This window comes from Solibacillus sp. NPDC093137 (genome assembly GCF_050280445.1).
In the GTDB taxonomy this organism is placed as follows: domain Bacteria; phylum Bacillota; class Bacilli; order Bacillales_A; family Planococcaceae; genus Solibacillus; species Solibacillus isronensis_B.
In genome coordinates, this window is sequence record NZ_JBNNVH010000006.1 from 121,200 (window position 1) to 135,062 (window position 13,863).

General features: G+C 39.4%; 14 protein-coding genes and 1 other RNA gene. 10 read left to right on the forward strand and 5 right to left on the reverse strand.

The features are described from left to right. Nucleotides 1-17: 17 nt before the first annotated feature. Both ACQKN3_RS16955 and ACQKN3_RS16960 read right to left on the reverse strand, forming a co-directional pair. Nucleotides 18-629: a hypothetical protein gene (locus tag ACQKN3_RS16955; RefSeq protein WP_427713468.1), complete on the reverse strand. Its 612-nt coding sequence runs from the start codon at nt 627-629 to the stop codon at nt 18-20. Next, nucleotides 626-1,270: a phosphate starvation-inducible protein PhoH gene (locus tag ACQKN3_RS16960; RefSeq protein WP_427713471.1), complete on the reverse strand. Its 645-nt coding sequence runs from the start codon at nt 1,268-1,270 to the stop codon at nt 626-628. Before ACQKN3_RS16960 ends, ACQKN3_RS16955 begins: the two co-directional genes overlap by 4 nt. A gap of 180 nt (nt 1,271-1,450) precedes the next feature. On the opposite strand from ACQKN3_RS16960, the gene ACQKN3_RS16965 reads away from it, so the two are divergent. The 9 genes from ACQKN3_RS16965 (at nt 1,451) to ssrA (ending at nt 10,007) form a co-directional block, all read left to right on the forward strand. After that, the gene (locus ACQKN3_RS16965; protein ID WP_427713474.1) at nt 1,451-2,581 is read left to right on the forward strand and encodes an ABC transporter substrate-binding protein; all 1,131 of its coding nucleotides are present in this window, start codon (nt 1,451-1,453) and stop codon (nt 2,579-2,581) included. Nucleotides 2,582-2,595: 14 nt separating this feature from the next. Continuing rightward, on the forward strand, nt 2,596-3,597 hold the full coding sequence (locus ACQKN3_RS16970; RefSeq protein ID WP_427713477.1) for a FecCD family ABC transporter permease: 1,002 nt from the start codon (nt 2,596-2,598) through the stop codon (nt 3,595-3,597). Beyond that, nucleotides 3,594-4,439, forward strand: a complete 846-nt coding sequence (locus tag ACQKN3_RS16975; protein WP_427713480.1) for an ABC transporter ATP-binding protein — start codon at nt 3,594-3,596, stop codon at nt 4,437-4,439. The genes ACQKN3_RS16970 and ACQKN3_RS16975 overlap by 4 nt, the downstream gene beginning before the upstream one ends. Nucleotides 4,440-4,553: 114 nt before the next feature. After that, nucleotides 4,554-4,781, forward strand: coding sequence for a preprotein translocase subunit SecG (gene secG / locus ACQKN3_RS16980; RefSeq protein ID WP_251690282.1), 228 nt, complete (start codon nt 4,554-4,556; stop codon nt 4,779-4,781). 313 nt (nt 4,782-5,094) lie between these two features. Beyond that, entirely contained in the window at nt 5,095-5,841 is a 747-nt protein-coding gene (locus ACQKN3_RS16985) for an alpha/beta hydrolase (RefSeq protein ID WP_427713482.1), read from the forward strand. A 133-nt stretch (nt 5,842-5,974) separates the two neighbouring features. Continuing rightward, nucleotides 5,975-8,383: a ribonuclease R gene (rnr, locus tag ACQKN3_RS16990; RefSeq protein WP_427713485.1), complete on the forward strand. Its 2,409-nt coding sequence runs from the start codon at nt 5,975-5,977 to the stop codon at nt 8,381-8,383. Between the two features lie 69 nt (nt 8,384-8,452). Further along, the gene (gene smpB, locus ACQKN3_RS16995; RefSeq protein ID WP_251690278.1) at nt 8,453-8,917 is read left to right on the forward strand and encodes an SsrA-binding protein SmpB; all 465 of its coding nucleotides are present in this window, start codon (nt 8,453-8,455) and stop codon (nt 8,915-8,917) included. Nucleotides 8,918-9,107: 190 nt separating this feature from the next. Continuing rightward, nucleotides 9,108-9,485 carry a helix-turn-helix domain-containing protein gene (locus ACQKN3_RS17000; RefSeq protein WP_427713489.1) on the forward strand — a complete coding sequence of 126 codons (378 nt, stop codon included), beginning with the start codon at nt 9,108-9,110 and terminating at the stop codon, nt 9,483-9,485. Between the two features lie 165 nt (nt 9,486-9,650). After that, nucleotides 9,651-10,007: a transfer-messenger RNA gene (gene ssrA / locus ACQKN3_RS17005) on the forward strand. Between the two features lie 151 nt (nt 10,008-10,158). On the opposite strand, the gene ACQKN3_RS17010 is transcribed toward ssrA, so the two are convergent. The 3 genes from ACQKN3_RS17010 to ACQKN3_RS17020 all read right to left on the reverse strand — a co-directional run bounded on the left by ACQKN3_RS17010 (nt 10,159) and on the right by ACQKN3_RS17020 (nt 11,868). Further along, complete coding sequence (locus ACQKN3_RS17010) at nt 10,159-11,331, reverse strand: tyrosine-type recombinase/integrase (protein ID WP_427713492.1); 1,173 nt, start codon at nt 11,329-11,331, stop codon at nt 10,159-10,161. 104 nt (nt 11,332-11,435) lie between these two features. Beyond that, the gene (locus tag ACQKN3_RS17015) at nt 11,436-11,657 is read right to left on the reverse strand and encodes a DNA-binding protein (RefSeq protein ID WP_427713494.1); all 222 of its coding nucleotides are present in this window, start codon (nt 11,655-11,657) and stop codon (nt 11,436-11,438) included. Then, a complete protein-coding gene (locus ACQKN3_RS17020; protein WP_427713497.1) occupies nt 11,650-11,868 on the reverse strand; it encodes a hypothetical protein in 219 nt (72 codons plus the stop codon). Before ACQKN3_RS17020 ends, ACQKN3_RS17015 begins: the two co-directional genes overlap by 8 nt. A gap of 256 nt (nt 11,869-12,124) precedes the next feature. Here ACQKN3_RS17020 and ACQKN3_RS17025 point away from each other — a divergent pair, with 256 nt between their 5' ends. Then, nucleotides 12,125-13,645 carry a DEAD/DEAH box helicase family protein gene (locus tag ACQKN3_RS17025; protein WP_427713499.1) on the forward strand — a complete coding sequence of 507 codons (1,521 nt, stop codon included), beginning with the start codon at nt 12,125-12,127 and terminating at the stop codon, nt 13,643-13,645. Nucleotides 13,646-13,863 lie beyond the last annotated feature (218 nt).

Below are 13,863 nucleotides of genomic sequence, written 5' to 3' on the forward strand. Positions count from 1 at the left end.
GTACCATGCTTTTTTAATTAAATTTCCCCGAACGCTAACCACGGGAAGAAGCCGTCCATAAATTTCTCTGTTGCCGGCATGAAGTACGAACCGAAATGGAAGTCCGGATCAAGTGTCGTTACGATCCAAGTGCCTTTTGAGCTGACTTTGTCGACATACAGCAATGAACCGCCGTCCTTCATATCAATCAGTGACTGCACCCCTTCCTGTAAGTGGAATACGCCGTGCTGATGCCATGTGCAGCCAGCTTCATCCAGGAACCCGTCACGGAATAACGGATAATCCGGTGCGACCATACGTAATCCGCTGTCGGCATCTTTTTCAAGCCACCACCAGAAGTTCGTCGGGCGTGTTTCCCAGTTTTGGCCCGGAATCCATTGCCACGGCTGAGGTCCGAATGCTACGACAACGCCGCCGTTATCCGCAAAACGTCGGATTGCGGATGCTGCTTCCAACAATAATGTGTTGTGCAATTGAGAAGGGACGATCAGTACGTCCATCCCTTCCAAATCTTCCTCGACAAAGCGCGGTAAATAGATGATTTTCTCGAAGTACTGCTTGAATTTCGGTGTATTGAATGTCACGTAATGTGGCGCGTGACCACTATATAATACGGCTATTTTTCTCATGCTTTAGATCCTTCTTTCAAACGTAGTAATTCTTGATCGAGCCAAGCTAAAAACTGTGGTGCGATCAGCTGAGTCGAGTTTTCACCCGTTGCGTATGTCAGGAAATCACGGCAAGATGCTGCGACAACCGTTCCTTTAGTAGCAGTGCGGTCGATGAAAACGATCGGTGTGCCGTCCGTAAACTGCAGCACGATTTCCGATTCCTTGTTGACTACCGGATGTGAGCCGCGCGCATAGAACCCGGATACGCCTTTACGGTATGTAAGCTCCATCATGTCAACACCTTCATAAAATGTACCTTCAGCTGCAGGCTCCATTACATAATCCGCGTGTGACTTAATTTCTTTTGGCATGAACAGCCCGGAACCTGGCAGCCAAGGACGGAAAATATGTGTGTTCGCAATAATAATTTTCCCTTCATTTAAGAAGTTTTCAATCACTTGTTTGTGCTCATAAAGATGTTCCTGATCGATAAAATCCGTTACGACCATCACATTGAACCCGGAAAGGTCAGCAGTTGAAATTTCATACTGGTCGATGAATGTTACATGGTCCATTGGTTCATTAGAAACGTTCATAGCACGTCCCTCTAAGCTGAATGCGTGTCCGCCATCCAGTTTTACAATTTTATATTCAGACATAAAAATCTCCTTTAATCCTTTAAATTTAATTAATTGATACAAATTCTCATTTGCAAACCGAATTATCATTGACAATGAAAATCATTATCAATTATACTCAATCTCGAATGGAAATCAAACAATATTTTATTAAAATAATAAATTTCGTGAAAAACGAAAGATGTTGAAGGAGAGAAAACAATGGTAGGACGTAAGGCAATTTTAACAACGCTTGCACTTGCTTCAATGGCGCTTGCAGCATGTTCAGATAATGAGGCAACAACATCAGCTACGGGTGGAGAGGTTGAAACGACAGCAGAAGAGAAAATCGTTACCGATCAGGCAGGGACAGAAGTAACGATTCCTGCTGAAGTGAACTCAATCGTATCAGGCGGGATTTTACCGTATTTCCATACATGGTATGTCGCAACTAACTCGGCAAAAGAAATCGTCGGAATGCACCCGAACTCTTACAATGCAGCGGAAAACTCAATTTTATCGAAAATGGCTCCTGAAATTTTGAATGCGGATACATCATTCGTACAAAACGGAGAAATGAACGTCGAGGAATTAATGAAAATTAACCCGGATGTGTTCTTTGAAATTGCAACAGATGAGAAATCAATCGAGCAGGCACGTGCTGCAGGCATCAACACAGTAGCGATTAAAGCGATTGATGCAGCGGCAGCAGAGCCACTTGCAACATTCAACAGCTGGTTAAAACTGACGGGTGAAGTTGCGAGCACAACAGAACGTGCGGACAATTTTATCGAAATCGGTACAGAAGTACAAAACGAGATTTATGAAAAGATCGATAGCTTAAAAGCAGAAGAGAAACCGAATGCGCTTATGCTTTATCAATTATCCGAACAGGCAATCACAGTTGGCGGTAAAAACTTCTTCGGGAATCAATGGCTGAATGCAACAGGTGCGAATGACGTTGCGGAAAACGATGTAACAGGACGTAAAGATGTGAACATGGAGCAAATCTACAATTGGAATCCGGAAATTATCTACATAACGAACTTCACAGAAATCCAGCCGGAAGATTTATATAATAACACAATTCCAGGTCAGGACTGGAGTGAAGTGGAAGCGGTGAAAAACAAGCAGGTGTATAAAATTCCGCTGGGGATTTATCGCTGGTTCCCGCCAAGTGGCGATGCACCATTAATGCTGAAATGGTTGGCAAACAACAACCAGCCTGAACTATTCGACTATGATATGAACGCTGAAATTAAGAGTTACTATAAAGACTTTTACGGATATGACGTAACGGACGAAGAAGTAGAGCAAATTCTACACCCATCTTCTGACGCTGCGAAGTATTAGAACGAGGGACTGTCATGAAAAAGTGGAAAAGTATTTTACTGTGGGTTTTACCGCTTGTTCTTGCGATTGCTTCACTTGGCATCGGCCGGTTTGAAGTCGATTTTGTAACGGTGGTGAAAATCCTCGGTTCGCATATTTTTCCGATAGAAGAAACGTGGACGCAAATGGAATATAACGTAGTCATGACTGTTCGACTGCCGCGTATTATCCTCGCATTATTAATCGGTGCGGGGCTTTCCATTTCAGGTGCCGCATTCCAGGGGATGTTCGCCAATCCATTAGTGAGCGCGGATATTTTAGGGGTCGCAGCCGGTGCCGGTTTTGGTGCTTCTATCGGGATTTTACTGTTTGGCAATGGTTATGTAACACAAGGTTTTGCGCTCGTCTTTGGTTTAGCGGCCATCGTATTTACGTATATGATCGGCGGGTCCGGACGCAATATGCCGATCTTTATGCTCGTACTGGCAGGGGTTGTGACAAGTGCGTTGTTTAATGCATTGATCTCGTTAACGAAATTTGTGGCGGACCCGGAAGAAAAGCTGCCTGCGATTACGTATTGGCTGATGGGAAGTTTAGGAACAGCATCTTACCGCGATTTATGGACAGCCGGACCGATTATTTTAGTCGGGATGTTCATTTTACTTGCACTGCGCTGGCGCATTAACTTACTGACATTGCCGGATGATGAGGCGAAGTCGTTAGGGATTAATGTTGTACGCATGAAGTGGCTTGTTATTGCTGGGGCGACACTTTGTACAGCGGCAGCCGTTGCAGTTGCGGGGATTGTCGGCTGGGTCGGTTTAATTATCCCGCATATCGCAAGGATGTTTGTCGGCAGTAATAATGAACGTGTACTGCCGATGTCGATTGCACTGGGCGGGGCATATTTGCTCATTATCGATACATTGGCCCGTTCGGTAACAGCGGCGGAAATTCCGTTGTCGATCTTAACGGCGATTGTAGGGGCACCGTTCTTCGCTTATCTTTTACGTCGTACAGGAGGTAGCTGGTCATGAAAATAGAAGTACGTGAAGGCAACTTCTGCTATGCGAAAAAGAAGGAAGTAAAGCCGTTCATTTATGAATCGAATATTAGCTTTACGTTGGAGCCGGGCAAGATTATGGCAATACTCGGTCCGAACGGTGCTGGGAAAACGACGCTGTTAAAATGCATTACCGGATTGCACGACTGGCGGGTTGGTGAAACATTGATCGATGATGTACCGCTTCCAAAAGTTTCGCAAAAGGAGTTATGGAAGAAAATCGGCTACGTTCCGCAGGCGCATAAAATGGTGTTCGGCTTTTCAATTGAGGACTTAGTAGTAATGGGACGTGCTCCGTATATCGGTTCGTTGTCAAAGCCACGCAAGGAAGATTACGAAAAAGCGCACGAAGCGTTAAATGAAGTAGGCATTGTGCATTTGGCAAAAAAGTCATGCAATGAAGTGAGCGGCGGGGAACTACAGCTGGCGTTAATTGCACGAACGCTCGTATCGAATCCGGAAATTTTAATATTGGATGAACCGGAATCGCATCTGGATGTGCAAAAGCAGGTTGTCATTTTGGAAACATTAAAGCGTTTATCAAAAGAGCATAATATTTCATGCATTATTAACACGCATTATCCGAATCACGCGTTTTACCTGGCGGATCAAGTATTGATGATTGCAAAAGAGAAAAAAGCGGTAATCGGTGCGGTTCAAGAAGTAATGACCGAATCGCGGATGAAGGAGTACTTCAATATTGAACTGCGCAAACTGATTTTTGAAGAAGAAGATCTGCTATTTGAAACGATGGTGCCGCTTGCATTGGCGGCGAAGCGTAATATAAGCGAATGCCGTTTCAACAATTTTGAATAAGAGTGGATATTGTTGGATAAAATATGATGTTCATTTCCAAGAAATATTGTAATGGCCCCCTCATTTTGATATACTATTTTGTATTGTGACGTCCATACTTAGGAGGTGGAGCAAATGCATACGTTATTTTCAGTATTACTTATTATCGTAGCTATAGCCTTAATCGTTGTTGTATTATTACAATCAGGTAAAAGCGCTGGTTTATCAGGTGCCATCTCTGGTGGAGCTGAGCAACTATTTGGTAAACAGAAAGCTCGCGGAATGGATCTAGTCCTACACCGCACAACAATCGTTCTTTCTGTTGCATTCTTCGTATTAGCTTTAGCAATTACGAAATTCTAATCGATTGAAAATTAGATTGAAATTAAACGCCTAACCAAGCATTTAATGCTAGGTTGGGCTTTTTCTTTTAGTGTGGGCTTAAACGCAGTATAATAGAAGAAATGGAAAGTTCTTCACATCTTTCAGCGAGTGTACATCACTCGCTGAAAGATGTGAAGGCCTCCGGCGGATGTCATAGATTCGATAAGGAGTTCTTTGTGCAAGCACAAAGACGAATCTAGACGCAATTACGCCGAGGCGTAATTAATTGAAGATTCAATGGTGTGATTGGATCGTATTCTTCATATTATGGAACAAGACGGGAGCCACGTGTATGAAAACAGCTTTGTCTTCACCGTTCTTCTTTCAGGCAGGACCGAGAGCGGTTTTATTATTACATGGATTTACAGGAAGTTCGGCAGATGTGCGGATACTTGGACGCTTTTTGGAAAAGCACGGCTACACATCGCTTGCCCCACATTATAAAGGACATGGTGTTCCGCCAGAAGAACTGATTGTCTCAAATCCCGAAGAATGGTGGCAAGATGTAAAAAACGGGTATACACAATTAAAAGAAGCAGGCTATGAAGAAATCGCCGTTGCAGGATTATCGCTCGGTGGCGTATTTTCACTCAAGCTTGCGACAAGTCATCCGGTAAAAGGCGTTGTCACAATGTGCTCGCCGATGACAATGCGCACGACAGACATTATGTTTGAAGGCGTACTTGAATATGCAAAACAATATAAAAAACAACAAGGTAAAAGTGAACAGGAAATTGAATTAGAGATTGAAGCGATCAAGCAGCAAGGAATGGCATCACTGCCTGAACTGCAGCAATTGATTTACGATGTACGAGAGACAATCGACTTACTGTATGCGCCGATTTTAGTGATCCAAGCGCGCAACGACAAAGTCATTAACCCCGATTCAGCCAATATTATTTATGACACCGTCGAATCGATCGACAAAAAAATCAGCTGGTATGAGCATTCGGGCCATGTCATCACACTCGACAAAGAAAAAGACCAGCTTCATGAAGAAGTTCTCACGTTTTTAAATTCGTTAGATTGGATAGTCTAATGGTGTGAATAAATTTTTGTTTTTTACGAAGCTTTGTGAATTGGAAATCCACGGTTACCATAACGTAAAGTAAATTCCAAAACCACAAAAACGTAAGAAACTTTATTTTCTGTTCAAAGGAGGGAAATAATACATGACACAACAAAATGAATTACAACAGCGCGTCCTCGATATGATGAAGGACGATGGCTATAAACCGATGACCGTATCGGAAATTGAAGATGTTCTTGAATTAGAAGAAGCGGATGAGTTCCGTGAGTTAGTGAAAACACTCGTAAAAATGGAAGCGCAAGGACAAATCGTTCGCTCTCGTTCAAATCGCTACGGTTTACCGGAACGCATGAACTTACTGCGCGGCCGATTTATCGGTAACGCGAAAGGATTCGGTTTCGTCGCACCGGAAGAACAAGGAATGGACGATATTTTCATCCCGGCACATGAAGTAAATGGTGCGTTAAATGAAGATACCGTGCTCGTACGTGTATTAAAGGAACAATCAGGTGACCGCCGTGAAGGAACGATCGTAAAAATTGTTGAACGCAGCAAAACATCATTTGTAGGTACATACCAGGCAAATCGCGGTTTTGGTTTTGTTGTTACAGATGATAAAAAATTAAATATGGATATCTTTATCGCAAAAGAGGACGCAATGGGTGCGGTCGACGGACATAAAGTCGTTGTAGAAGTAACGCACTGGCCGGATGCGACGAAATCTGCAACAGGGATGATCACGAAAATTTTAGGTCATAAAAATGATCCGGGTGTGGACATTTTATCGATTCTTTATAAATATGATATTCCGCCAGAATTCCCGCAAGAGGTTGTCCAGGCGGCAGTCGATGTACCGGACGAGATTTCCGAACAGGACTTAGTTGGGCGCCGTGACCTTCGCAATGAAGTGATCGTGACAATCGATGGTGCCGATGCGAAAGACTTGGATGATGCCGTGACTGTTGTGAAAAATGACAATGGCACATATAAGCTTGGTGTACACATTGCCGATGTTAGTTATTATGTGACACAAGGCTCTGTACTCGATCAGGAAGCGTATGAACGCGCGACTTCTGTTTACTTAACGGACCGCGTAATTCCGATGATTCCGCACCGTTTATCGAACGGAATCTGTTCATTAAATCCACAAGTTGACCGTTTAACATTGTCATGCGAAATGACAATCGACCAAGCTGGGCAAGTGGTGAAGCATGAAATTTTCCAAAGTGTCATTAAAACGACGGAGCGTATGACGTATTCGGATGTTTATAACATTTTAGAAAATCCGGATGAAAACCCGGAATTAATGGAGCGCTATGAAAGTTTAGTGCCGATGTTCAGAGATATGGCGGATTTAGCGCAAATTTTACGCAACAAACGTATGTCTCGCGGTGCAATCGACTTTGATTTCAAGGAATCGAAAGTACTCGTTAATGAAGACGGCTGGCCGACTGACATCGTGTTACGCGAACGTACTGTTGCAGAGCGTCTGATCGAAGAGTTCATGCTTGCAGCGAACGAAACGATTGCTGAGCATTTCCACTGGATGGAGCTGCCATTCTTATACCGTATTCACGAAGATCCGAAGCCGGAAAAACTGCAACGTTTCTTTGAGTTTGTTACAAATTTTGGTATTATGATAAAAGGTACTGGAAACTCGGTACATCCGAAAGCATTACAGGAAGTTATTCGTTCGATTGAAGGCTTGCCGGAAGAGCCGGTTATTTCAACAATGCTGCTGCGTTCGATGCAGCAGGCGAAATATTATGCCGAGTCATTAGGCCATTTCGGTTTATCGACAGAGTTTTATACGCACTTCACATCACCAATCCGTCGTTATCCGGATTTAATCGTTCATCGTTTAATTCGTACGTATCTTATTAATGGTGATACATCGAAGGAAACGGTTGTGCAATGGAGCGCGGTAATGGATGAAATTGCGGACCATACATCTGGTCGTGAACGTCGTGCCGTTGAAGCAGAGCGTGATACAGATGCACTGAAAAAAGCGCAGTTCATGTCCGATAAAATCGGTGAAGAGTTCGAAGGGATTGTATCATCGATCACGAACTTCGGTATTTTCGTAGAGCTTGAAAATACGGTGGAAGGTCTTATTCATATTTCGAATATGACGGACGATTACTACCGCTTTGAAGACCGTCAGATGATGATGATCGGTGAGCGTACCGGCCGCCAGTTCCGCATCGGGGATGAAGTGAAAATCCGTGTGGCGAATGTTGTGATTGAGGAATCTTCGGTCGACTTTGAATTCGTCGATATGGTGAGCAGCCCACGTCCGTCTCGTCGCCAAACATCGAAAGTCATCCATGCAGGTCGCAGAGACGGCCGCAAAAAAGATGATGAGCGTACAGGCGAAAAACGTGACCGCAAATCACGTGGCGGAAGCAAGGCACGCCCTGAAAAAGCAAAACGTTCAGGCTCATCTGACCGTGATCCACGCGGTCGCCGAAAAGAAGGTAAATCAGGTGATAAGCCGAAGTTTTACGAAGGCATCGCAAAAGGTAAAAAGAAAAAAAGTAAAAAGAAATAGTAAGGTGTGAAGCTATGATGCATTTTCGGCATCATAGCTCTCTACCTTTAAAATAGAGGTGTAAAACGAATGGCAAAAGGCGCAGGGAAAGTTTTAGCTCAAAACAAAAAAGCGAGCCATGATTACTTCATAGAAGAAACAATTGAAGCAGGAATGGTACTGACAGGAACGGAGATTAAATCCGTACGTGGTGCCCGTGTCCAGCTGAAGGAAGCGTATATTAGTGTTACGGGTGGGGAAGCATGGGTAAAAAATATGCATATTTCGCCATTCGACCAAGGGAACCGCTACAACCATGACCCGTTACGTGAACGCAAGCTGCTCTTACATAAAAAGCAAATCAGTGAATTAATCGGTGCCGTAAAGCGTGATGGCTATACGATTGTTCCGCTGAAAATGTACATTAAAGACGGCTATGCGAAGTTACTAATCGGTCTTGCAAAAGGTAAGAAAGATTACGATAAACGTCATGATATGAAGAAAAAAGAAGCGAAGCGTGATATGGAACGTGCTTTCAAGGACCGCCAGCAGTAAGCGGAATTCCGTTATTCTAAATGGCATTTATAGATTGATCAAAAGAGATGTGTTAAACGAATTTGTTTATTTTTAACACATCTCTTTTTTTCGGGCAAAAAAGGTGGTTTTTAATCGAGAAGATGGGGGTACACATGTAAAGTGGAGTAAAAGCAAGGTTGAAATAACAGAATCTGAGGTGTTTTAGTCAATGGCATTAGCATACGTAGGAGGACTTCCACAAGTGAATGGATTACGCAACGCAGAATTGGTCGATAAAGTTGTTATTTTAGTTGAAAAGTATAGTGTACATGCCCATTGTTTGGCATTGGTTGAAGAGATAATTGCCGATGAGTATCCGGACTATAATGGTATTTTCGAGCAGCAAGTCGGGATGCCGGTAAAAGAATATATTACAAAAGTTCGATTACACAAAGCAGAAGGATTACTGGAAGATACACAAATGGACTTCAAGGAAATTTCAAAAATGATCGGATTGAACGGTTACTTTGAATTTACGCAACTGTTCAAGCGATTCCACGGGGTCACACCGGTAGACTACCGCAACCAGTTGTATAAACAAGGCTAAGAATATATTGGCAGTGTACGAGAGAAGCAGAATTACTTGCAAGCTTAGCCAGTTTGTCATATAATTGACTGTACTAGCCAGTGTGTATCTACTCATACGGTACACGTTTTAAAGAGCAGCTTTTTATAGCTCTTTTCCGAACTTAACTCGGGTTTACTACAACTCGGGGACGTTACGGATTCGACAGGGGTGGTTCAAGCTCTGGTCGCGCGTCGGAGGTCTCGTCTTCGTCAACAACGGAAGTTATATAATAACTGGCAAACAACAAAACTTCGCTTTCGCAGCTTAATAGCGCGTAGCACTCAGCCTGTCTATCGCCCATGTAGACTACGCTGGGTTCAACTTAAGTGGGATACGATCGTTGGCACCACCTGAGTCAACGGTAAGAGATTTCCAGGTTAGCGATTCGGACGCCTGTTTGTCGGCATAAGAACTCGCGAATTGCAAGTAGACAAACTACACGCGTAGAAGCCGGCGTATTGGAGCTTCTGGACGTGGGTTCGACTCCCACCGTCTCCATACAATGCATTTCATAAGAATTCAATGAGTGTCAAAATCCTTGATATATAAGGGTTTTGGCACTTTTTCTTTTTCATTGAGTTTCAATGAATATCAAATGACTCGTAGGAGATTTCGTAGGAAGTCGTAGGAGAAAACGTAGTTAATTTTCATCCTAGTTAGCTAAATAATGAGCGAACTTATCAATCGCTGAAGTTTTACGTTCTTTTGATACGTGAGCGTATATGTTCATTGTTGTTTGAACGTCTGTATGACCTAAACGGTCTTGTACTTCTTTAATTGTTACTCCAGCTTCAAAGAGTAATGAACAATGGGTGTGACGGAATCCATTAGTGGTGATAGTTTTAAGCTCATAGGTATCAGTTATTTTTTTTAACCATTTTTGTGTAAGTGATGGTTGCATATAGCTATTGTATTTATTGTTAAAGACTAATTGAGTTTTACTTTTAGCATTATATCCTAGCATTATACAATCTTTCATTTGTTTTTTTTTCCATTGCATTAAGATGTTTTCAGTTGCTGGATCAATACTAATGATTCGAGTTTTACCTGTTTTCGTTGATTTTAAGTAAATTTTATTCGTATCATCTAAAGAAATAGCCTTACTTACCGTAATTTCATGGTTATCAAAATCGATATCAGTCCATTTAAGTGCTAATAGCTCACCTTTACGCATTCCTGTATAAGCTAATACATGAAAAAGAGTATACTTTTTGAAATCATTTTCACTCTTTAAACAAGCTAAGAAGTGATTTAATTCATCTTTTGTATAGAAATTTTCCTCTCGTTCTTCTTGCTGCATAGCTTTTTTCTTTGAAATAGCTGTAGGCGTCTCCACTAAATTGAATGGATTAGTTTGGATAATTCCGCGCTTTATTGCGAAATCTAAAACTAAAGAAGCGTATGATTTTGTAGCGCGGAAATTTTTTAGTTTATGCGCCCATTCATTAACATGCTTTTGGCAAACGTCAATTGTAATCTTCTCAATACGATATCCCTTCATTGCTGGAAGTATATGGTTCTTAAAAATACCAAGCGTTTTACGATATGTACTAGCCTCTACGCTATTTTTATAGTTATCAATCCATACTTGATAGAGTTCTCCATAAGTATCATAAGACTTCTTTTGAAATGTACCTTTGTCAATTTCATATTTAATTTGTGATAAAGCTACTTTTGCTTCTTTTTGTGTTTTAAAGTTTGAACGAGTTGTACGTTTTTCTTTTCCTGTTAATGGATCAGTACCGATATAAATTTGGAATCGGTAACGCTTTTCACCGTTCTTTAATGTATAGGCTTCAATAGGTGTTGCTGAATTTTTTGACATGATAATTCTCCTTTTAGAGTGCGTTGTAAGAGCATAAAAAAAGGAATTACCTATAGAACCATTATACTTGTAATGATTTTAAAGGCAATTCCATTTTCAAAGAGCTAAAAGCTATGATTTTCTAAAAATGTATCAATTTCTTTACGTGATACACGTTTAATTCCTTCTACTTCCGCTATTTTTAATCCCATTTCCCGAAACTTTATAAAGGTGTTATATGATACACCAGCATAAGCTGCACCTTCTTTTAAAGTGAACCAAGATTTAACTTGAATATGTTGATCAAAGAGTTTAGTTAGTATATTTAGAAGTTCATAATTATTCATACGTAATTACTTCCTTAAAAATTAATTCTCCATTTACACCAACTGTATATATAATTACGGGATATTTAACACCGTCAGTTACACGCCAAGGCATATTTCTATGCATGCGGCTAGGAGACTTTTTAAATCTAGAACTGATTTTTTTAAATTTTAGTACTTTCTCGGGCAAACCATAGTACTGATTAGACTTTTTTAATACTTTATTCTTCATGAATAAAACACCCTTTCAATTTAATTCAAAGGTGTTATATCTTCATAAATGAGGATGTAAATTAAAATTGAAAGTTTTTTTATTTTAATTAGAAAACATAAATACATTTTCAAATTCTTGAATAATAAGGAAGGTACTTAATTCTTGGTATTGTTTTTATAAGAAATGATACCAAGATTTAAGTCTTTAGTTTACAAATTCAAAACCTAAGATATAAGGACTCTGTAATCAGTAATAAGGTTTTGGAGGAAGGAAAATGACAAAATACATTTCAGAAGAATTCACAGATGAATATCTTGATAAATTAACGCATGAATACTTTTATTTAATAGGTGCTGAATGTGGTAGTGGTAAAACTACAGCTATTTTTGAAAAGTTAGTTCCATATGCTGAAAAGAATAATAAAAAGGTATTATTTTTGTGTAATCGTATATTTCTTAAAGATCAATTATTAGAAAAATATTTGAAGAATTATGATAAAGAAAATTCACTTTATAGATTCGGAAATTTAACATTAATTATGTATCAATCCATATTGGGGTTTTATAAAAAATATTATCAAGTTATTATGGAAGAATATGATTATATAATTATAGATGAAGCACATTTGATTTATGATGCTAGTGATTATGATTATGGGGCATATATTTTCTGTCATTATTTAAATGAACAACATAACGTATTAATTTCTTTAAGTGGCACTCCTAATAGTGTACTTAGGTTAGGAAAGTATATAAATAGAGAAATTAATATACTTAGGGAAGTTGATAGAAATAATAATAATATGAGAAATATATTTCTTGTTGATAATAAAGAGGAATTTCTTGATTTAAGAATGAAGTATTTGAATAATAATTATCAATTATTACAGCTAATTTCAAGAACAAGTCAAATAGACGGTTTCAAAAAGGATTTTGATGCGTATGAGGTTGCTTGTGCTGTATCTAAACACAATAAAGAAGCGAAACGTTATATGGGTGCAATTGATGAGCAAGTTAAAGATCAAATTGTTAGCAATGGAAAGTTAGTATGTGATGCTCTTGTTACTACAAAATTTTTAGATGTAGGTGTAAGTATAGAAGCAGAACGAAATTTTGTTATCTGTTATGAATGTGTTGAGCTACCTAATACAATTGAGCAATTTGCATCTAGGGTTCGAATTGCAAAAAATCTACCTTTTCATGTTGATATTATTTTTTATGTAAAAAGACCATACAAAACGCATATAGACGATTTAAAAGAGAAATTAGAGGACATTGAGCTTGTTTATACTCATGAAGAGGATTATGCAAAAATAATTGAGTCAAATGAGAAGTATATTGAGCTATTTGGGGGATTTGGAGAATTTGAAACTGGAATGAAAACAGTTAAGTTAGAAAAGATTAACCCTATCACCAAAGCATTTTTAAAAGAAAAAATCGAGTATTATGAACAGATTCATGATGCTGAAGAAGCCATTGAATATTTTGCTAATATGTTTTCAAATATGTATCCTAATGCAAAAATTATTAAACAAAAGTATAAGGAATTAAAAAATATTCTAGAAAATCTTTTTAAAGAAGGTCAAGAAAAGATTGAGCTGTATGGATCTCAACAAACTGAATTTAGAGAGGAAATACATTCCTTAAAATATTATCCTAAGCATCAGAAATATTTGCCAGGGTTAAAAAAGATAAAAGAACTACTGATTAAAAGTAATTTAGAATATTCCCTAACCTCTTTTCAAATAAAAATAAATGGGGAACGTCCAACAGTATGGGAAATCTCAAAAAAATAATTTTCTAGGACTAAAATTTTGGTATGTTTTATATAAGAAATTATACCAAGATTTTAGTCCTTTTTTTGTATATAACATAAGATGGTATCCTCGAACCCAAACCCTAAAAAAATATTAATAACGCACAATAAAAAATAAAAACATAATTCTAATCGCATCTTTTTCATAAGATGCTCTAGAATTATATTTTTTTTCCTATTGTGCGGAAATTAACTTTC

Bases quoted from the DNA above. Each gene is read 5' to 3' on its own strand.
- ACQKN3_RS16955 (WP_427713468.1), bottom strand. From the start codon at position 629: ATGAGAAAAATAGCCGTATTATATAGTGGTCACGCGCCACATTACGTG.
- ACQKN3_RS16960 (WP_427713471.1), bottom strand. From the start codon at position 1,270: ATGTCTGAATATAAAATTGTAAAACTGGATGGCGGACACGCATTCAGC.
- ACQKN3_RS16965 (WP_427713474.1), top strand. From the start codon at position 1,451: ATGGTAGGACGTAAGGCAATTTTAACAACGCTTGCACTTGCTTCAATG.
- ACQKN3_RS16970 (WP_427713477.1), top strand. From the start codon at position 2,596: ATGAAAAAGTGGAAAAGTATTTTACTGTGGGTTTTACCGCTTGTTCTT.
- ACQKN3_RS16975 (WP_427713480.1), top strand. From the start codon at position 3,594: ATGAAAATAGAAGTACGTGAAGGCAACTTCTGCTATGCGAAAAAGAAG.
- secG (WP_251690282.1), top strand. From the start codon at position 4,554: ATGCATACGTTATTTTCAGTATTACTTATTATCGTAGCTATAGCCTTA.
- ACQKN3_RS16985 (WP_427713482.1), top strand. From the start codon at position 5,095: ATGAAAACAGCTTTGTCTTCACCGTTCTTCTTTCAGGCAGGACCGAGA.
- rnr (WP_427713485.1), top strand. From the start codon at position 5,975: ATGACACAACAAAATGAATTACAACAGCGCGTCCTCGATATGATGAAG.
- smpB (WP_251690278.1), top strand. From the start codon at position 8,453: ATGGCAAAAGGCGCAGGGAAAGTTTTAGCTCAAAACAAAAAAGCGAGC.
- ACQKN3_RS17000 (WP_427713489.1), top strand. From the start codon at position 9,108: ATGGCATTAGCATACGTAGGAGGACTTCCACAAGTGAATGGATTACGC.
- ACQKN3_RS17010 (WP_427713492.1), bottom strand. From the start codon at position 11,331: ATGTCAAAAAATTCAGCAACACCTATTGAAGCCTATACATTAAAGAAC.
- ACQKN3_RS17015 (WP_427713494.1), bottom strand. From the start codon at position 11,657: ATGAATAATTATGAACTTCTAAATATACTAACTAAACTCTTTGATCAA.
- ACQKN3_RS17020 (WP_427713497.1), bottom strand. From the start codon at position 11,868: ATGAAGAATAAAGTATTAAAAAAGTCTAATCAGTACTATGGTTTGCCC.
- ACQKN3_RS17025 (WP_427713499.1), top strand. From the start codon at position 12,125: ATGACAAAATACATTTCAGAAGAATTCACAGATGAATATCTTGATAAA.